We start from the raw sequence: 19,095 nt of genomic DNA, 5'->3' as shown, positions 1-19,095 counted from the left end.
GATGTCATTCCAGTCTGGAATTCAGGAAACTTTAGCAAGCAAACTGATTTGGTGAGTATAAAAAATGGAAACCTGGATCCCAGTGTCACGCACTGGGATAACAGAAAAAGGAGGGATGACAAGGAGAAGGAAGTGTTGCCGTCACGTTATATCATAAACTTTTGCTGAAGCTTTCTTTATATCTTCACTTGAAAGTGGGATTAGACCAAGCCTAGATAGGTACCCACCTTCAATACCGGTCGAATCTATAATTTCTTTTATGAATTCTCTTAATCCATCAACAGTATCCAGGTGTTCTTTCTTTATATAAAGGTATAGAGGTCTTGCTAATATATATTTTCCCGATGATATATTTTCGTAAGTTGGCTCAATTCCTGCAATTGTGCTCCCTTGTATTTTATCTTGATTCCTCATTAAAAAGCTAAAACTAAATATCCCTAAAGCGTTCTTATTACTTTTCAATTTTTGTATTATTATGTTTTCATTAATTCCAACTTCTATATACCTTCCGTCATCCCTTATATTACCACATGCTTTCTTTCTTTCTTCCTGATCTTTATAATTCTCTTTGAAAATTCTCGAGTTCATGCATGAATATTGATTGAGCATAATAGAATTAACCAAAGTTTCGTATGTGCCTGTATTTTGATGTGGACCATAAATTTCAATTTCTGTTTTTGGTAAGGCTTGATTTACATCAGACCAAAACTTCTTATTATTTTTTACTAATTTATCATTTTCTTGAGAATATGCAGATAAAGTTTCAAATAAGTCCTTCTTTGTGAAATCAAATCTATGGCTTTGATTTGAATTTGCAATGACAATTCCATCATAGCCAATGATGATCTCTATCACTTCATTAATTTTATTTCTTTTACATAGTTCTCTTTCTACTTCCTTCATAGGACGAGATGAAGTGGTGATGTCTGGTGTGTCTTCCCCTATTCCTGAGCAAAACATTTTGAACCCTGATCCACTTCCTATCGATTCCACAACTGGAGTCTTAAAAGAGAATACACGATTGAACTCCTCGGCTACAAATGAGATAAAAGGAAAAACGGTTGAAGATCCAACAATTCTGATGTATTTCCTGGCATCAGCATTTGACAGCGGCGTGAATAATACGAATACAAAAATCAGGAAAAAGTTTCTAAGCATTATTTTTAGTTAAGAACATAAATCTAATTATTGTAATAAAAAATCAAACTGAAAAGCTTTAATTGCATGACAAAAGCTACAGTTTACATTTAAATTTTATTTTATATTATTGTAAGTATTATATAACTTCAAGGAACAGTTATGGCAGTTATGCCAGATAAATGGATAAGAGAAAAAGCTGAAAATTTTGGAATGATAGAGCCTTTTGTGGATCACAAAAGCAGTAAAGGTGTCATATCTTTCGGACTATCGTCTTATGGGTATGATGCAAGAGTGGATAATAAATTTAAAATTTTTACTAACGTTAATTCAGCCATCGTGGACCCTAAAAATTTCTCTGAGAATAGTTTTATAGATAAAGAAACAGACGTATGCATAATTCCACCAAATAGCTTTGTGCTTGCAAGCACAGTGGAATATTTTCGTATACCAAGAAATGTACTGGTCATTTGTGTTGGTAAATCAACTTACGCAAGGTGTGGAATTATAGTAAACGTTACTCCCTTAGAACCTGGATGGGAAGGTCATGTCACACTCGAATTCTCAAACACCACCCCACTTCCTGCAAAAATTTACGCTAATGAAGGCGCATGCCAATTCGTATTTTTAAGCGGCGAAAGTGAGTGTGAAAAATCATATGATGATATGAAAGGAAAATATATGAATCAGCACGGTATCACTTTGCCGCTGGTAAAGTGATTACTTTAGGTAAAGCAAGATATTGTGCTATTGTACTGAAGATTACTAAGATGAGTTTTAACTAATTTGTCGCATTCTTTATCACCTAAAACTGCACGTGCAGAGTGGTTTTTAAATGACTCTACATAGCTTGAAAAGAAATTTGTAGAAGGAGGATTACTTAAAGCTTCTGCAACTTCTTTTCTTTCTTTATCATTAGAAAGCTGATTAAATAGTTCTTCTCCCTTTTTTTGCAGCTCATTTTCAAATTCCTGCTTTATAGTATTCTTATCTGCTTTTTGCAAGAAGGAAAACTCTTCAAAAGTGTACAAGGAAGAGACAATACTGTTGAAGGTACCAGTAAAACATGCACTTGAACCACGACCACCACGCACTCCGTATTCTGTTTGCGATTCTACTAAATGTTTAACCAGTTGATATTTTCTCTGTAATATGCGGGTATTAATATCTATATTATAATCAGCATTTGCTCTAGTTTGATCGTTGCAAGCCTTCCAAGCTAAATTTAAAACTTGCTTCAATGTTAACCCGCTTCCACTATGTGTACTAGGGTTATTTTTCATACGCTCCAAGCACTCAAGTGCATGTTTTTTCTCATCTTCTGTAAGTTGATCTTTATCTGCAGCTTTTTGTGTGCCATTTGCTATGCACTCTAACTGATCAATAAATCCTTCTATTTCCTCTATAAACTTATCATCAACATCAGGCTCGCTATAGTTTTCTTTTAGCTTTTGAACGTTAATATTAATTGCATCATTTACATCAGTATCATGCGTTGTTTGTGGGATACGTGCTGCCTCCATAAATGCTTCAGCTCTTTGCTCTAACCATTCCGGCATTTTGCCTCCTGCAAAAAGATATAGCTTAATCAATACCTTGGCGATTAAGAAAAACACCAGGAGAGAAATAACAAATATTATCAAAAGTACTGCAGATAAACCTATGATTAGCCACCTTACAGGAGCTAGCAGAATTTCTTTTGCTTTTTTTAATTTTGACGGTCTTTGTATGTTGTCTGGTGTATTTACTACTGTTGGCATAATTAGTTCAAGTTTATATCAATATTATTAATGTACTATATTTTTTCTTATTTTGTCAACTCAAATTTCTACTTCCACACTTTTTCATTGTTGCTTACAATAATTATAGCTACACGATTTACTCATGTATTTTTCTTAATTAAAAACTTCAATTATTCATTACAAGTTATTGAATTTCTTGTCAAATTAATTATCATTCCAGTGCTTGGCACTGGAATCCAGAAATAAAAAGGAGGATTATCATGTCTACAATAATTTTATCATCAATTTTTGGTCAAGCAGGCAGCATTTTTGGGCCAATTGGCCAGATTATCGGCTCAGAACTCGGTGCTCTTCTTGGTGCGCAGCTTGATGGTGCGATGTTTAGCCTTGATGCTGAGCAGAAAGTAACGCATGGTGCGAGACTAAAAAATCTGCAAGTTCAAACCTCAACCTATGGAAGGACGATACCAATTATCAATAGACCTGCTGCGAATCAAGCGATAAAAAAAAGGAAAGGAGGGTGACTAAAATCAAGGTTAACTAAAAGGCGTGCTTAAGATTTACAATACCAGCAATAATATTGAACCTCAGGTTATATTTTTTCTGAAAATTGCGATAAACATTCGACATAATCTTAAATATCTTTATCTCTCGGATCTTGTTTTCTACTCTCATTCTAAATGATGCTAATCTTCTATTATACTCTGGAGTTAATGGCTTTTTACGATACTTTTTATATGGAATTATAACATTGCTTTGCAATTTTTGCCAACCTTGATATCCAGAATCGGCATGTTTTATGCTATCAAGTGGTAAATATTTTTCTTGTTTCCTTATGCGGAAATCACTAATTCTACCACGGTATGACTTTGACACTGATAAAATTCTTCCTCCTTCTTCGATAATAATCTCAGTTTTCATAGTGTTGGTTCTTTTTTTTCCTGAATATGATTTCTTCCGTTTTTTACTATCTTCTGGTCTCTGTATTTGCTGTTCTGTAACATCAGCCAAAATCTTCAGTATTTTTTCTGGCGTCATACTTCTATCTTTTGTTATAGTCACTTTTTTGGCGAGTAATGGCTCTATTCTCTTAAGTAACCTACATACATTTGCGTTGTGTACATTGAATAGGCATCCTAAAAATCTATGTGTTATGTAAGTGCGATAGTACAAAATTACGCAAAACAACTTATCTTCCAGAGTTGGTAGTTTTGATCTTCTACCATGACACTTTTTCTGTTTTTCCCATCCAGACCTCACTTTTTCCACTACTTTTTCGAACTCCTCTATAGTTAAACCTGTTATATTACGAAAGTTTCTTGGGTGTTTTTTCATATTATAGTAACTAAAGCTCATTTTTTTTCCTTACTTGATCTGCTTATTCTTCTTCTACCTCTCTCACATCATTTTTTCAATCACCTTTTTCAGCAGGTCTCATGATATTCAAACGGAGAGGTAAGCTTTCTTGCGCAGAGAACGGCAATCGAAGGAACGCTAAAGAAGTGGCAAAATTCAGAAATGGTGGAGAAAATGTTTCTCTGGGCATGGGATGCAAGACCATTTCCTTATTTTCCCAATTTATGTGATATGTGGGCTGATTGCCATAACTGGCAGACAGGCCATTGGATTCAGGGAAAGCTTTCACAGCTTAGTATTTCTGATGTTTTATCGGATCTATTACAAAAAGCAGGTTTAAAAAGCGATCAGTTCGATACAAGCAACGTCAAAGGGTTATTGTCTGAATATGTGATAAACGACCAGCAACCCGTACGTTCAATTATTAAAATGCTGCAAAGTTGCTATTTTTTTGATGTGGTTGAACAGGACTCTAAACTGAAATTTGTCCAAAAGGGCAGGGGAGTTACAACTGTAATGCCAATTGGTGAAACGGTTTTCAGTAACAATTCAAAACTTGTTAATATTAGTCAACTGGATTTAAACAATAAAGTTAACGTCGTTTATTTTAATCGCAATTTTGGCTATCCAATTGATGTTAAATATGCTGAGTTGCCAAAGCAAGGCACTGCTATAACAGTTGAAATACCGCTCATTATGGAGGAGGGAGAGGCGCAAAATATAGCTGAGGTTTTACTTTATTCTTCGTGGCAAGAGAGAAATATATACAATTTCAAGCTGCCGATAAAATATGCGTGGCTTGTGCCAAGTGATGTAATAACGATTTTAGACGGTGAGAAAAAGCATACGGTGAGAATTATAAAAACAAAATTTGAAAGCATGGCCATTCAAGTAATTGGCGTTGGTTATGACAGCTCCATATATAAGCTTTCTTTTCTTTCAACAAGGTCACTTATGCTGAAGGAATACCCTCCTTCTCACATCAGTAAAACCATCATAGAAATGATAGATTTACCGCACATTAAAGATAATATTGCAAGCTTTACTTTAACTGGCGAAGAGGAGAATTGGAGGGGAGCAACACTCTTTATTTCGTACAACGATAAGGATTATAAGCCTATCGCAAGCACAAATAAACAATCTACTTACGGATATGTAATGGAATCTACCGATGAGGGGCTTGTAATAGTATTACGTTTTGGTAAGCTGTCAAGCATGAGCCCAATTGCAAACTCAAATTTAGCACTAGTTGGAAAAGAGGTAATAAAATTCCAGAATGCTGAACTCATAGATAAAAATAAATACAAATTGAGTGATCTTACCAGAGGACAAAAAGGCACTAAAGATGCCACAGGTGAAAAATTTGTTCTACTTGATGATTCAATAATATCTTTCGAAGTGCAAAGAGGAAAAAAGTTTTACCTAAAAGCAGTCACTTACGGTGATTCATTGGATAACACGGAGGCGAAGGTCCTGAATAATTGATGCTCAGTATTTAAACTTAAACTTAAATAATTGAAGACAAGATATTGAAATTCCTGCTTTTATAGCTTTACTAAAAACATGTAGCTGATATCTTCACTCATTTTCTAAGAAAATAAAGCAAAAAGATTTTTTTAGAGAGATTCATAATCCACTGACTTTATTGTTCGATATTAAAATTATTGCATTTTCGTTAAATATATGTATAGTTTAAGTATGCATTTTAATTTTGAGGTATAGTGTGGTAAGCTTTATAGAAAACGAATTTGAGGTAATATTACAGGAGTTAGAGCGTAACTCAAATATATACAGCAACGATATAGTTACAACGATAGCAGATGAATTACAAGAGTATAACTCAAGAAGGTCAAGTGAAATCAATGGATGCTGTGAATCTATTCACCATAGAATGCAGCTGCTGAATTACGACCACAATAGAGAGATACAGTCATTAAGTGAAGATTACAACAGGAAGATAAATTTGTTACACCAGTCCGATAGTGAGTTATTAAAGAGACTATACAGTGATGGTAAATTCAATGATAAACCGGAATACAATGCACCGGACTATGATTAGGAGTATACGAAATATAAGAATAGTTTGAAAGATAGTGAAGTAAGGTTTGATAGAGAATTGGAGAAATATGAGAATGAGCTCAAAAAATTAGAACAGGAACGTTATAGTATAAAACACGTGATGCATGAATATGATCAGTGGAAAAAATGCGGGTTTGATGTAAATTATGTTTTTAAAGACAGCTCAAAAGAATTTACGTTATTACACTTTGCTGCGAATTTTGGAGATACAAATGTTACAAAATTGCTGTTAGAGGAAGGAGCAAATATTGATATAAAAGATCAAAACAAAAATACTCCCCTGCACTTAGCTGCTTCCAATGGTCATACAGATATAGTAAAACTTCTAATGGAAAAAGAACCAGACCTTAGTGTAGTGAATAAAGAAGGAAATACTTCTCTGCACTTAGCTGCTTCTAATGGTCATACAGACATAGTAAAGCTTTTAGTGGAAAAAGGTTCAGATTTGAGTGCGGTAAATAAGGATGGAGGTACTCCTTTACAGATAGCTTTCTATAATAATCATACAGAAATAGTTAAGTACCTAATGGAAAAAGAGCCAAGAATGAAAGAAGTCTTAGAGCATTTAGTGAGATGTGTAGTAGAAAGCAAAACGCATAAGTTACTAAAAGGTAGTACTCCTTTACATCTAGCTGCTGTTTATGACTGTACAGAAATAGTAGAATCTTTACTGGAAAAAGGGAAAAATCCTTTATCGAAGGATATTGATGGTAAAACTCCAAGAGAGTTAGCTACAGACAAAAATTTGGTACAGATTTTTAGGGTTGCAGAAATAAAACAACAAGAATATGATGCGACCAAGTGGGGTATTGTTAGTGGTGGATCAACAGCAGCACTTGGTGCAACTGTAGCGGCAACGCTCTTTGCAACAGTATTTACAGTTGGATTTCTGCCTATAGTGGGAGCAGTTGCTGCAATTACAACATCTGCGTTAGCAATTGGTGGAGCTACATATATGGTTTTGAAGCCCAATACTGAGTAAACTCCTTTTCTCGAATAGCTACCCTTAATTTCAGTAGTTAAATTAATATACTAATGAAAAAAATATATTATAATTAAGTATATTTAATCCAGTAAATCATTAAGTGAAAATAGCTCTTTCGCAAAATATCATCTCTCTTATTATGATATTGTCTGTAGCAATTGTCGATATGGCAACTGACCTATACTCAGTTGCACTACCAAGCATTGCCAATTATTTTAAAGTAGAAGGCAGTGTAGTGCAGCTTACAATTAGCTTGAATCTAGTTGGATTTGCAGTATCTGGATTAATTTATGGGCCATTGTCAGACCATTATGGTAGGCGTCCAATGATGCTGATTGGTATGACAATTTTTACTTTGGCAAGTGTCATGTGTTATATAGCCGACAGTATTATGCTCTTGATACTAATTCGCTTCATACAAGGAGCAGGGGCTGGTGTTGCAGGTGTTGTTGGGTATGCAGCAATAAGGGATATGTACTCGGGTAGTGAATACTCGAGAGTAATTTCAAAGTTAAATATGGTAGTGGCACTCTCACCTGGAATAGCTCCAGTGGTGGGCAGTTATATAATTTCACATGGGTACAGTTGGAAATTTTTGTTTTTTATTATGTCACTTGTGGCAATTCCTATGCTTATTTTTATTTACTTTAAGTTACAAGAAACACTCACTGTGAATAAAAATGAAACCAGTATAACTACTAATATCTTCAAACAATATATATCAATATTTAGAAATTATCGTTTCCTTGGGTTTTCAGCCATTCATGGATTAACTTTCATGTGGCTTTGGGCATACGTTGCTAACTATCCTTTCATATTTGAATCGATGGGCATTAAAGTACAGTATTTTGGCTACCTCATATCGATCATAGTTATATTTTACATAATTGGAACTTTAATTAATAGAAGGTATGTACTAAAAGTAGGGGTGAGCAAAATGCTAATAATAGGTTTGGTGTTACCGATAATATCCGATAGTTTATTGGTATATTTTTATTTCGCGGACAAGTTAAATATATTAATTCTTCAAGTTGCCTGGATTCCAGCCAATATTGGGCTTGCATTAATAATAAGTAATAACGTAACTTCTGCTTTAGAAACGATCAAAGGTATAGGGCTTGGTAGTGCAGTCCTCTCATTCTGCAATATGATGTTTGGGGCTATTGGAATATATATAGTAGGAAAATTTTTTCGCTATGGTATTTTACCAAATTTACTATTAACAATAGCATGCTCTACAATTGCGATTCTTATGTACAGCCTGCTCAAATGTACTGAAAAACACGGGCATTATTTGCGTGATCCAGGAACATAGAGTTCATGGGTTATTAATGATTTTGCCGTGATAATATAATTTTACAGGAGGTGTGGGGTGTTAATTATTAAAGAACAAGGAATAGACTACTATAGACCTGCTGCGAATCAAGCGATAAAAAAAAGGAAAGGAGGGTGACTAAAATCAAGGTTAACTAAAAGGCGTGCTTAAGATTTACAATACCAGCAATAATATTGAACCTCAGGTTATATTTTTTCTGAAAATTGCGATAAACATTCGACATAATCTTAAATATCTTTATCTCTCGGATCTTGTTTTCTACTCTCATTCTAAATGATGCTAATCTTCTATTATGCTCTGGAGTTAATGGCTTTTTACGATACTTTTTATATGGAATTATAACATTGCTTTGCAATTTTTGCCAACCTTGATATCCAGAATCGGCATGTTTTATGCTATCAAGTGGTAAATATTTTTCTTGTTTCCTTATGCGGAAATCACTAATTCTACCACGGTATGACTTTGACACTGATAAAATTCTTCCTCCTTCTTCGATAATAATCTCAGTTTTCATAGTGTTGGTTCTTTTTTTTCCTGAATATGATTTCTTCCGTTTTTTACTATCTTCTGGTCTCTGTATTTGCTGTTCTGTAACATCAGCCAAAATCTTCAGTATTTTTTCTGGCGTCATACTTCTATCTTTTGTTATAGTCACTTTTTTGGCGAGTAATGGCTCTATTCTCTTAAGTAACCTACATACATTTGCGTTGTGTACATTGAATAGGCATCCTAAAAATCTATGTGTTATGTAAGTGCGATAGTACAAAATTACGCAAAACAACTTATCTTCCAGAGTTGGTAGTTTTGATCTTCTACCATGACACTTTTTCTGTTTTTCCCATCCAGACCTCACTTTTTCCACTACTTTTTCGAACTCCTCTATAGTTAAACCTGTTATATTACGAAAGTTTCTTGGGTATTTTTTCATATTATAGTAACTAAAGCTCATTTTTTTTCCTTACTTGATCTGCTTATTCTTCTTCTACCTCTCTCACATCATTTTTTCAATCACCTTTTTCAGCAGGTCTTAGGTTCTGTGGGCAAAAATGTAATAGGAGAGAAGATGAACATATTTATAAAACGTCCATAATTGAATATTTTTTTGTCAAATCAGGAATTTTAGCGTATTTTGCCTTGTTTTGGCGAAAGACCTTCATGAAACTTTGCCCATTTGGCTTCTCTAAAGATTTCGTTTACAGAATCTAGTAACTCAGCTATGCAGAATGAAAAAAGTTTGTATGGTATACAAATATAGTGTGTTTTTTTATAATTATTTTCTATAATGCGTAAACCTTTGGTCCAAGCTGTAAATGCTACCATAGGCATTAAAAGTTAATTAACAAACTGCAATGTATAATAAAATAAAGAAACTTGTAAGATTTTGATCTTACAGATTATAAACTTGTCATAAAGTTTAATAGTGTCTGTTACTGCTTTTAGGTGTGAGGCTAGAGGGTTATTAGCAGTAACAGACACTATTAAACTTATTATAGAATTTACTTAAAGTAAATACTTAATTTAAAATATTATAATATTTTTACTTACAATAGATTTATGTAAATGCTTTTTTACTCAAGTTAGTATTGTACTATTATACTTGTTGAATGCTAAAAAATTATTAACCATCACTAATCTCTATTTGCATAGTAAGTTTATATATACTATTATACAGTATATCATTTAGTTTTATAGCAAACAAACAAAAGATATGGTGAAGTTATTTGCACTATTGATAATATTTTACTCAAATATATCTGTTGCCTCTGCTCCTACTTCCTGGCAATTTGGATTTCCTGCTCCTGCAACTGAAGTAATGGAGGCTGTAGTTAGGTCACATTCGTTTGTAATGGTTGTGATGATTGCAATAATGCTTTTTGTGTGGGCGCTGCTTGCTTATGTAGTATTTCGCTTTCGTAAAAGCAAAGTGGCAAACGTAAGCCAAACTAACCACAATGTCCTTTTAGAAATTGTTTGGTTTGTTATACCAACGATTATTGTTGGTATATTAGCCTTTGAAAACGCTAAATTACTGAAGCTACAGGAAGAAATACCGAAAGCTGATATAACACTGAAAGTTATTGGCCATCAATGGTATTGGAGTTACCAATATCCAGAATATCAAGGTGTGTCATTTGATAGTTATATTAAGGGAAAAGAAGACTTTATCGAAGGAGATTTAAAGCTATTCTCTGTTGATAACAACATCGTTTTACCCATTAATACTAACGTTCGTTTACAAGTTACAGCAGGAGATGTGATACACAGCTGGGGAGTACCAGCTTTCGGTGTAAAAATTGATGCGATACCAGGTAGGCTGAATGAGGCGTGGTTTAATATCAAAAAGTCTGGTGTTTATTACGGGCAGTGCTATGAATTGTGTGGTCAAGGCCATGGATTTATGCCAATTGTTGTTGAAGCAGTAAGCAAAGAAGATTTTAATAAGTGGATTGAAAATAGAAAATTAGTGAGTTAAATTTGGAGTATAGATATGAGTGACGTACCAAAGGGCATAAAGCGTTGGTTGTTTTCCACTAATCATAAAGACATAGGAACACTGTACATTATTTTTTCCATATTAGCTGGAATTATTGGTGGATTGTTATCGGTGATTATTCGCACTCAACTAATGCACATTAATATACTTAACAATAATTATCAATTATATAACGTAATGGTTACAGGGCATGCGTTGATAATGGTGTTTTTTATGATAATGCCAGCCCTCATGGGAGGATTCGGTAACTGGTTTGTACCTCTCATGATTGGCGCACCAGATATGGCATTTCCTCGTATGAATAATTTAAGTTTTTGGTTGTTAGTGTCATCTTTTATTTTGCTCATTCTCTCAGTGTTTATTGGTGAAGGTCCAGGTACAGGTTGGACTTTATACCCACCTTTATCACAGGTAATGTCCCATCCAAGTGCAGGAGTTGACATTGCTATACTTGCACTTCATGTTGCTGGTATGTCGTCAATTGTTGGGGCGATCAACTTTATAGTTACTATATTTAACATGCGCATAAAAGGCATGTCATTAACTAAGATGCCACTGTTTGTTTGGTCTGTCTTGCTAACAGCATTTATGTTGATTGTTGCTTTACCAGTGCTTGCCGGTGCTATAACTATGCTTCTTACTGATCGCAATGTTGGTACTTCCTTTTTTGATCCTGCTGGTGGCGGAGATCCTGTGTTATTTCAACATCTATTTTGGTTTTTTGGTCATCCAGAAGTTTACGTAATTATTTTTCCTGCATTTGGCATCATAAGTCAGGTTGTATCAACTTTTTCTCACAGACCTGTATTTGGTTACATAGGGATGGTTTATGCAATGATAGGTATAGCAGTATTTGGCTTTATGGTTTGGGCTCATCATATGTTCACTGTCGGGCTTAGTGTTGACGCTGCTGCATTTTTTAGCACTACCACAATTTTTATCGGTGTTATAACTGGTGTAAAAGTCTTTAGCTGGATTGCAACTATGTGGGGTGGAGCAATTGAGTTTAAGACCCCTATGCTATTTGCACTAGGTTTTATTTTCATGTTTGTTGGCGGTGGCATAACGGGAATAATTCTTTCTCATGGTGGAATAGATAAGCTTCTGCATGATACCTACTATGTTGTTGCTCACTTCCATTATGTCATGTCACTTGCTGCATTATTTGGAGCTTTTGCTGGCTTTTATTATTGGATTGGTAAGATGTCGGGTAAACAATATAATGAGCGCTTAGGTCAAATCCACTTTTGGCTTACTTTTATTAGTACCAATATCACTTTTTTACCTCAACATTTCTTAGGATCAGCTGGCATGCCAAGGCGTATACCTGATTATCCTGATGCGTTTATCCCTTGGAATTATATATCCTCAATTGGCTCATATATGTCCTTTGTTTCAGTTATATTTTTTGTGTTTATAGTTATACATCTCTTTAAATGGGGCAAAAAAGCTGGAGATAATCCTTGGGAAGGTGACACCTTGGAATGGACGGTATCTTCACCACCACCTTTTCATACTTTCGAAAAGCCACCAGTGGTAAAATAGAATGTACACAAGTGTTTTGCTAAATGTTGAATCAACAATACTGGATTTTTGGCGTTTGCTGAAGCCAAGGATAATGTATCTTGTGGTATTTACTGCAGTTGCTGGTATGGTTACTGCACCAGGTAGTATGCACCCTTTTCTAGCACTAATATCTCTTATATGTGTTGCTCTTGGCTCAGGATCTGCAGGTGCTATAAATATGTGGTATGACAGAGACATAGATCTGCTCATGAAAAGGACAAAAAACCGCCCTATACCCTCAGGCAGAGTTCTTGCAGAAAGTGCGCTTGAATTTGGTATAACTCTTGGAATATTGTCAGTATTTATCATGGCAATAGCAGTAAACTATATTTCTGCTGCTTTGCTTGCAGTTAGCATATTATTTTACGTTTTCATATATACAATTTGGCTAAAAAGGCGTACTCCGCAGAATATCGTTATCGGTGGTGCAGCTGGTGCTTTTCCTCCAATGATTGGCTGGGCAGCTGTGACTAATTCTGTCAGTTGGGAAAGTTTCATTTTATTTTTAGTAATTTTTATGTGGACTCCACCACACTTTTGGGCCCTATCTTTAAATAGGTCTGAAGACTATGCAAGTGCATCGATTCCAATGTTCAATATTGTTTATGGTCCGGAAAAAACAAGGAAATATATATTAATTTATAGCGTGTTGCTGGTATTAACCAGCTTGCTTCCAGCTCTATTTTTGAAAAAGGCTTTACTTTATCTAAGCATAGCAATTTTTGCAGGTTGCATCTTTATTTGGTACGCTATATCAATTCTCAGATTCAAGAACCACAACTCACAGAAACAAATGTTTTCTTACTCAATTTCTTATCTATTTTCCCTATTCGCCAGTATTATTTTTTGTTCTATTGATTTATTTTAGTTATGAAAGAACGGCAGAAACATAAAAACTATTTTTTCCTTTTCCTTTTGGTAATGCTCGTTGTCACACTTTTTTTTGTTTCTATAATAAAATTTAAAGGTGCAGCTTAAACTATCTTTAGAAATTGTGCTTTCATAGAAGCAACTATATACTTTATTAATTCATTACAGTTAAAGATGAGCAAAAAGGAAGTGACAATATACACAGATGGGGCGTGTTCTGGTAATCCTGGAGCGGGAGGATGGGCAGCTATCATATTATTTCAAGATTACAGAAAAGACATTTATGGTAGAGAAGAAAATACCACAAACAATAAAATGGAGTTAACAGCGGTGATCAATGGGCTGAAAGTATTGAAATTTTCTTGTAATATTAATTTATATATGGATAGTCTTTATGTTAAACATGGCATAACAGAGTGGATAAATAAGTGGAAAATGAATGGCTGGAAAACAAGTAATAAAAAATCAGTAAAAAATATGGAATTGTGGAAAGAGCTAGACAACGTTGCTTCACAACACGAAATTGATTGGAAGTGGGTTAAAGCACACAGTGGCGATAAGTATAATGAGGAGGCTGATAGTTTAGCAAGAAAAGCAATAATCGATGCTTAAAAAAATCACTATATCACTTTCCATAGTTCTACTGTTCGTATTCTGCTTATTTGTCTTTTTTAAGGGTGAGAGTCCTTTAGAAATCAATATTAATTATATTAATTTTTATGTTAAACATAAAATATCAAAAATATTTGTTGGCTCAAGCGTTAATATGGAGAATACCTCAGTTGTTTGGCAGAAAGATGCGTATTTAGTCATTACAGATTTGGCAATAGCAAATCCTAATTTTACTATAAAAGTTCCTGAGCTTTTTGTACATTTTAAGTTAAGTTCCTTATTTAAAGCTAGCACAAATCTCTCTCAGGTTTCAGCTGATAATGTGCATGTATGTATCAATCAGAAAGAAGCTGACTTTAAAGCAGTAAATTTTAATCTGCAAAACTCAGTAAAAACAATAAGGGAATTTTTTTTGACTTAAATGCGGATTCAAAAATTGAATTTACTAACATCGCTATTGATAAAAGCACAGAAGATGAATTTTTTATTGATAAATTATATATAGGGAAGGGGAAAGATTTTAATATTTTAGATATTCATGTGAATACAAAAGATGGAAAGGGATTTTTGGATGATTTATCAATTACAATAAAAAATCGCAACAATTTGCTCAATGTATACGGGACATTTTATAATCTAAAATTGGGACTATTGAGCGAGTTTTCTACATTGGTTAGAAGCTACAATTTGGACAAAAATATGGGATTCAAAGGAAGCTTCTCAGTGAAAATTAATAAAAAGGATGAAATTGTAGATGGAAATATATACGTATTGAATACAGAAAATTATTTGAACAAAAATTTAGCCTTAACTAATGTAAATATAAATTTAACATATAGTGATGGAATTATTAGTGTAAAAAACTTCCATTTTAAGTTAAATGACACGTATCTCTCTTTAATAGGCAAGATGAACTTTAGTACAAGTCATGCTTTGCTTAGAATCAATATTAGCAAGTTTGCTGCAAAGGATTTATGTACTTATGTACCAGATGGTGTAGTGAATAGTAAATTTAAAAGCTGGTATTGTGATAATATTAATGGGGATGTTTTAAATACCATTGTAAGTTTCAATGGCAAAATTAACAATTTGGTTGATGACGATCTGTCAGACATTATAATTGTTGCTGATATAGAAAATGGTAGCGTAAAATTTGATGAAGATTGTGAGCAAGTAAAGGAACTAAAGGGTGATTTGATCATCAAGAATAACGATCTTGAGATTACTGTAAATAGCGCTAAATTTCAGAGTTTCACTATTAATGGTGGTGATATTGAAATGAAATCTCTCAATAAGGAAAATTCAGTTCTAACCATTAATGGCCAAGCTGTAAGTGATGCGTATGGTTTATATGAGCCTATAAGATTTAAGCTGGATGATGTGGTGAAGGTTGAAAGGGATAAAGTAAGTGGAATGGCAAAATCTGTATTTAATTTTCGCATTTTTAATCTAAATGCTGATGACAAAAAAGTAGACTTCTCAGCAACTTTTCATTCTGAAATTGACAATTTGGCCGTCTATAATGCAAGTCTTGGTAAATATGACATTAAGCTTAGTTTTGGCAGTGACTTTATAGATTTAAATGGTAGTGGTATGGTGAATAACACACAGCTATTATTTGACCTGAAAAGTAGCAATAGGAATGAAAGTTTTGCCTGGAATTTGACCGGAGATTTGCCCGCTCAAATACTTGATTTTGATGGAAATATAGGTGGCTATGTCAATACAAATATAGAATCGGTGATAAATCAAGATAAGACGGGACATGTTAATGGTAATATGGATTTATCAGAGCTTGAATCACGTTCAAGTTATTTTGGGTGGAAAAATCGTTTTGAAGATCACAATAAAGTTTTGTTCTCTGTAAAATTAAAAGGTGCCGATGAATTGTTAATAGACAAATTAGATGTCATAGGAAATGACCTAGATATAAAATTCAGCGGAAGAGTAGGAAATGGAAATTTATATTTAAATTCTAGTAGTTTTAAATTGCCTGATAATGATTTTAGTATAGAAATTGAATCAGGTAAGGAAAAAAATGCCATAACTATTTATGGTGAGAAAATCAATTTGAGTGATATTTTAGGCTTGCTTGGCAAAAACAATAATGGATTAAACAAAGATATAGAAATTAGTATGAATGTTGACAATGTAATTATGAAAGAAGGCGTCGTTATCAAAAATGCTAAGCTGAATGTAACCTGTACTAAAGGTAATTGCAATGGAAGTCAATTTACAGGACAGTTTCTAGAAGATAGCAGCAACATACTAGCGGAATACAGTGGAATAGGGCTCGAAATATATGCGGATAATGCAGGTATACTTTCGCGTTCCTTAGGCATTAGTAAATCAGTAAAAAATGGTAAACTTTCTCTTTATCTATCTCCTCAAAGAGAAAATGAAGAACATTATGGCATGTTATCTATTAGTAATTTTTATATCAAAGATGCTCCACTACTCACTACTTTATTATCGATGTCTTCGCTTCCTGGTATTGTAAACGCTATAAAGGATGAAGGTGTATACTTTTATAAATGTAATGTACCTTTCTCATACAAAGATGGCTCTGTCGAAATTGAAGAATCTTGGCTTGAAGGGTCGGAATTAGGCATTAGCACTAGCGGTAAGCTTGACATTAGAAATTATAAATTCCAAGTTGAAGGACAGGTAATACCAGCATATCCAATTAATAAATCTTTGTTAAAAATTCCTATAATTGGAAAACTTCTCACTGGCGGAAAAAGTAGGGGAATCGTTTCAATAGACTATAAAGCAAGTGGTGATGACAAAAACAATAACGTATCTGTTGATCTTATCTCTTCGCTAACTCCAAACCTATTAAAGAGGTTATTGGGAGTGTTTGATCGCATTATGACAAAAACTAACGAAGCTGTCATCGGTGGCTTAAAAGGTGGTGTGAAAAAGAAATTTGGTTCGACATGACCAAAAGGGAAGTTGTTTACAAAATTATGGATAAAAATGCAAGAATTTCAGAATGATCCGCCTGGTTTTTTATTTAGTTGTTTAAGTAATACCACTCTCTTTTTGGAAACTTGATTATGATAAAGTAAAAGTTATTTCTTTATAAAATTATAGACAGAAAATGCAAGAATTTCAGAATGATCCACCTGGTTTTTTATCTAGTTATTTAAGTAATACCACTCCCTTTAGCTTCTCTATATTTGCTGAACAATTAGAAAGGTAGGGAAGTGGCTATAAAATAGTTTCACTACATGAACTCATCATAATGATTATAATTGTCTGATAAGTGATCTCTAACATCGTAACCTAACTCATTAGCATCAGGCTTAACGTTGTGATCTAACTCATTAGCATCGAGCTTAAACAAAGAAGGATTATCATCGGATTGTTCTTCTGATAAGTTAAGCAAAGAAGAATTGTTATCAGATTGTTCTTTCTCTTTAGACCCAAATAACCATGAAAAGAGTGATGAGATAGAATCAATAATGGATTTAATTGCTGGAAAAATAATACTGGATAAGAAGTTACTTGGTTGCTGAGTATCCTCTTCGGGTTCTTTTCCTTCTGTGTAATCTACTTCATCCACATCTTGTTCAGGTTTACTTCTGCTTATATCTTCTTCGGGTTCTTTTTCTGATTCTGGTTCAGGCTCTTCTCCTGGTTTTGGATCTGCGTCATCCACATCTTCTTTAGATTTACTTCTGCTTATAAGTGTCTTATCTAACCATTTAGATATATTCTTGTCGGGATTATGAAAATACATTTGACTTATCTCCTTATTTTCATCAAAGTAAATCAATAAAGTTGTATTCTTATTCCCCAATCCATCACATTCACTAACGAGCGATTCATGAGAGTTCTTAATGTCTTTGATAATTTGAAATTTTTCTTCTTCTGAAAAGTCCTTGCATCTTACGTTATAAGTGGTGCCTTTGTATTTAAAACTAAATATCCATCCATGGTCTTTATATTCATCTACACCCATCTGCTTGCAAATAGCTTTATAATTTTTTTCTTCTACCTCAAGTCCAATTGCATTTGCCATCAGCTGACCATTTACAAAGTCCAATTCTCTTACTTTTGCTTCGGAAAGCTTAAATTGAAACACATGACCGAATTCATGAGCTAAAACGTTGTCCGTATAAACATCTTTATAGAGTAATACGCTTTCTCCATTTGTCATCCCACCAGAAGTATTGAGCGAAGATTGACTCCGTGAAAACCCAGGAACCAAAGTGCCATAGCTCCTATAATCATCTCCATTATTAAAAATATAGGTATGCACAGTAACTTGAATATTATTAGCAATACAAAACTTTGCTTTATATGCTTCATAAGCATTTTTAATATCGAGCTTCATTTGCTCCTGCTCTTGTTGCGATACATTGTCATAATGTATTACACAATTCAACTTTCCGTGTTCAAAATTAAATTGATTAGGCAGCACATCTTGTAATCTTACGTATTTTGTATTCTCACCAAAGTTTTTTGATTGTGCAGTTTTATATAGATTATTATAGTATGTAATAGAGTTTCCGTTAGGCAACTTAGGTATCTGTGTGATCGTTCTTCCATGGTTATCGTAGAAAGAAATGTCAGAATTACCAATCCTAAAATCCGTTATAGATTGCCCGCAAGTACCATCGTTTGCACAATCGTGATGATTTGGGTCAGTCTTCTTATAAAACCATGCGTTGGTGTATTTTCCCATTTTGATACCTCACTACCAAACCTTACTATATTATTATCTTGGTAAAAATCATAATAATTCGTTAACTTGTATTTTAAATCTGTATATCAAATGTACTTTTCTCATAAAGCGCCAATTGTGAAGCTAATGAATTTTATTTGTTTAAAATTTTGCTGAAATAGCTCTTTATTATGTGATTTTATTTTTAGCGTTGCTTCTTATGTTATGTAATTTTATTTTCCATAA

The 19,095-nt window shown here is 33.8% G+C and carries 15 protein-coding genes and 1 pseudogene; 11 read left to right on the top strand and 5 right to left on the bottom strand.

The window, feature by feature from the left end; translation table 11 throughout:
* Positions 1 to 141: 141 nt before the first annotated feature.
* Positions 142 to 1,158 carry a substrate-binding domain-containing protein gene (locus MWH06_04995; protein ID UPA54653.1) on the bottom strand — a complete coding sequence of 339 codons (1,017 nt, stop codon included), beginning with the start codon at positions 1,156 to 1,158 and terminating at the stop codon, positions 142 to 144.
* Between the two features lie 141 nt (positions 1,159 to 1,299).
* Here MWH06_04995 and dcd point away from each other — a divergent pair, with 141 nt between their 5' ends.
* Positions 1,300 to 1,857 (top strand): dCTP deaminase, encoded by a 558-nt coding sequence (gene dcd / locus MWH06_04990; GenBank protein UPA54652.1) that lies wholly within the window; start codon positions 1,300 to 1,302, stop codon positions 1,855 to 1,857.
* A gap of 5 nt (positions 1,858 to 1,862) precedes the next feature.
* Here the strand turns inward: dcd and MWH06_04985 are convergent, their stop codons facing one another.
* Positions 1,863 to 2,897 carry a hypothetical protein gene (locus MWH06_04985; protein UPA54651.1) on the bottom strand — a complete coding sequence of 345 codons (1,035 nt, stop codon included), beginning with the start codon at positions 2,895 to 2,897 and terminating at the stop codon, positions 1,863 to 1,865.
* Between the two features lie 242 nt (positions 2,898 to 3,139).
* Between MWH06_04985 and MWH06_04980 the strand changes: the two genes are divergently transcribed.
* Positions 3,140 to 3,403, top strand: coding sequence for a hypothetical protein (locus tag MWH06_04980; GenBank protein UPA54650.1), 264 nt, complete (start codon positions 3,140 to 3,142; stop codon positions 3,401 to 3,403).
* A gap of 16 nt (positions 3,404 to 3,419) precedes the next feature.
* On the opposite strand, the gene MWH06_04975 is transcribed toward MWH06_04980, so the two are convergent.
* Positions 3,420 to 4,235 carry a transposase gene (locus tag MWH06_04975; GenBank protein UPA54649.1) on the bottom strand — a complete coding sequence of 272 codons (816 nt, stop codon included), beginning with the start codon at positions 4,233 to 4,235 and terminating at the stop codon, positions 3,420 to 3,422.
* A 162-nt stretch (positions 4,236 to 4,397) separates the two neighbouring features.
* On the opposite strand from MWH06_04975, the gene MWH06_04970 reads away from it, so the two are divergent.
* The 4 genes from MWH06_04970 to MWH06_04955 all read left to right on the top strand — a co-directional run bounded on the left by MWH06_04970 (position 4,398) and on the right by MWH06_04955 (position 8,614).
* Positions 4,398 to 5,720, top strand: a complete 1,323-nt coding sequence (locus MWH06_04970) for a phage tail protein (protein UPA54648.1) — start codon at positions 4,398 to 4,400, stop codon at positions 5,718 to 5,720.
* A gap of 238 nt (positions 5,721 to 5,958) precedes the next feature.
* A complete protein-coding gene (locus MWH06_04965) occupies positions 5,959 to 6,294 on the top strand; it encodes a hypothetical protein (protein ID UPA54647.1) in 336 nt (111 codons plus the stop codon).
* 24 nt (positions 6,295 to 6,318) lie between these two features.
* On the top strand, positions 6,319 to 7,296 hold the full coding sequence (locus MWH06_04960) for an ankyrin repeat domain-containing protein (protein UPA54646.1): 978 nt from the start codon (positions 6,319 to 6,321) through the stop codon (positions 7,294 to 7,296).
* Positions 7,297 to 7,438: 142 nt separating this feature from the next.
* Positions 7,439 to 8,614 carry a multidrug effflux MFS transporter gene (locus MWH06_04955; protein UPA55758.1) on the top strand — a complete coding sequence of 392 codons (1,176 nt, stop codon included), beginning with the start codon at positions 7,439 to 7,441 and terminating at the stop codon, positions 8,612 to 8,614.
* 154 nt (positions 8,615 to 8,768) lie between these two features.
* Here the strand turns inward: MWH06_04955 and MWH06_04950 are convergent, their stop codons facing one another.
* Positions 8,769 to 9,584: a transposase gene (locus MWH06_04950; protein ID UPA54645.1), complete on the bottom strand. Its 816-nt coding sequence runs from the start codon at positions 9,582 to 9,584 to the stop codon at positions 8,769 to 8,771.
* Positions 9,585 to 10,343: 759 nt separating this feature from the next.
* Between MWH06_04950 and coxB the strand changes: the two genes are divergently transcribed.
* The 5 genes and pseudogenes from coxB to MWH06_04925 all read left to right on the top strand — a co-directional run bounded on the left by coxB (position 10,344) and on the right by MWH06_04925 (position 17,120).
* Entirely contained in the window at positions 10,344 to 11,108 is a 765-nt protein-coding gene (gene coxB / locus MWH06_04945; protein ID UPA54644.1) for a cytochrome c oxidase subunit II, read from the top strand.
* Positions 11,109 to 11,123: 15 nt separating this feature from the next.
* Entirely contained in the window at positions 11,124 to 12,674 is a 1,551-nt protein-coding gene (gene ctaD, locus MWH06_04940; GenBank protein ID UPA54643.1) for a cytochrome c oxidase subunit I, read from the top strand.
* A 1-nt stretch (position 12,675) separates the two neighbouring features.
* Positions 12,676 to 13,563, top strand: coding sequence for a heme o synthase (locus MWH06_04935; GenBank protein UPA54642.1), 888 nt, complete (start codon positions 12,676 to 12,678; stop codon positions 13,561 to 13,563).
* A 176-nt stretch (positions 13,564 to 13,739) separates the two neighbouring features.
* Positions 13,740 to 14,177 carry a ribonuclease HI gene (gene rnhA / locus MWH06_04930; protein ID UPA54641.1) on the top strand — a complete coding sequence of 146 codons (438 nt, stop codon included), beginning with the start codon at positions 13,740 to 13,742 and terminating at the stop codon, positions 14,175 to 14,177.
* Positions 14,170 to 17,120: pseudogene (locus MWH06_04925) on the top strand (DUF3971 domain-containing protein). The gene rnhA and the pseudogene MWH06_04925 overlap by 8 nt, the downstream one beginning before the upstream one ends.
* A gap of 286 nt (positions 17,121 to 17,406) precedes the next feature.
* On the opposite strand, the gene MWH06_04920 reads toward MWH06_04925, so the two are convergent.
* Complete coding sequence (locus MWH06_04920) at positions 17,407 to 18,870, bottom strand: hypothetical protein (protein ID UPA54640.1); 1,464 nt, start codon at positions 18,868 to 18,870, stop codon at positions 17,407 to 17,409.
* Between the last annotated feature and the right edge of the window lie 225 nt (positions 18,871 to 19,095).

It is taken from the genome of Wolbachia pipientis, from assembly GCA_023052945.1.
Taxonomy (GTDB): Bacteria; Pseudomonadota; Alphaproteobacteria; order Rickettsiales; family Anaplasmataceae; genus Wolbachia.
The sequence above is the reverse complement of the archived record's forward strand: the minus strand, read 5'-3'. Positions and strand labels throughout refer to the sequence as shown.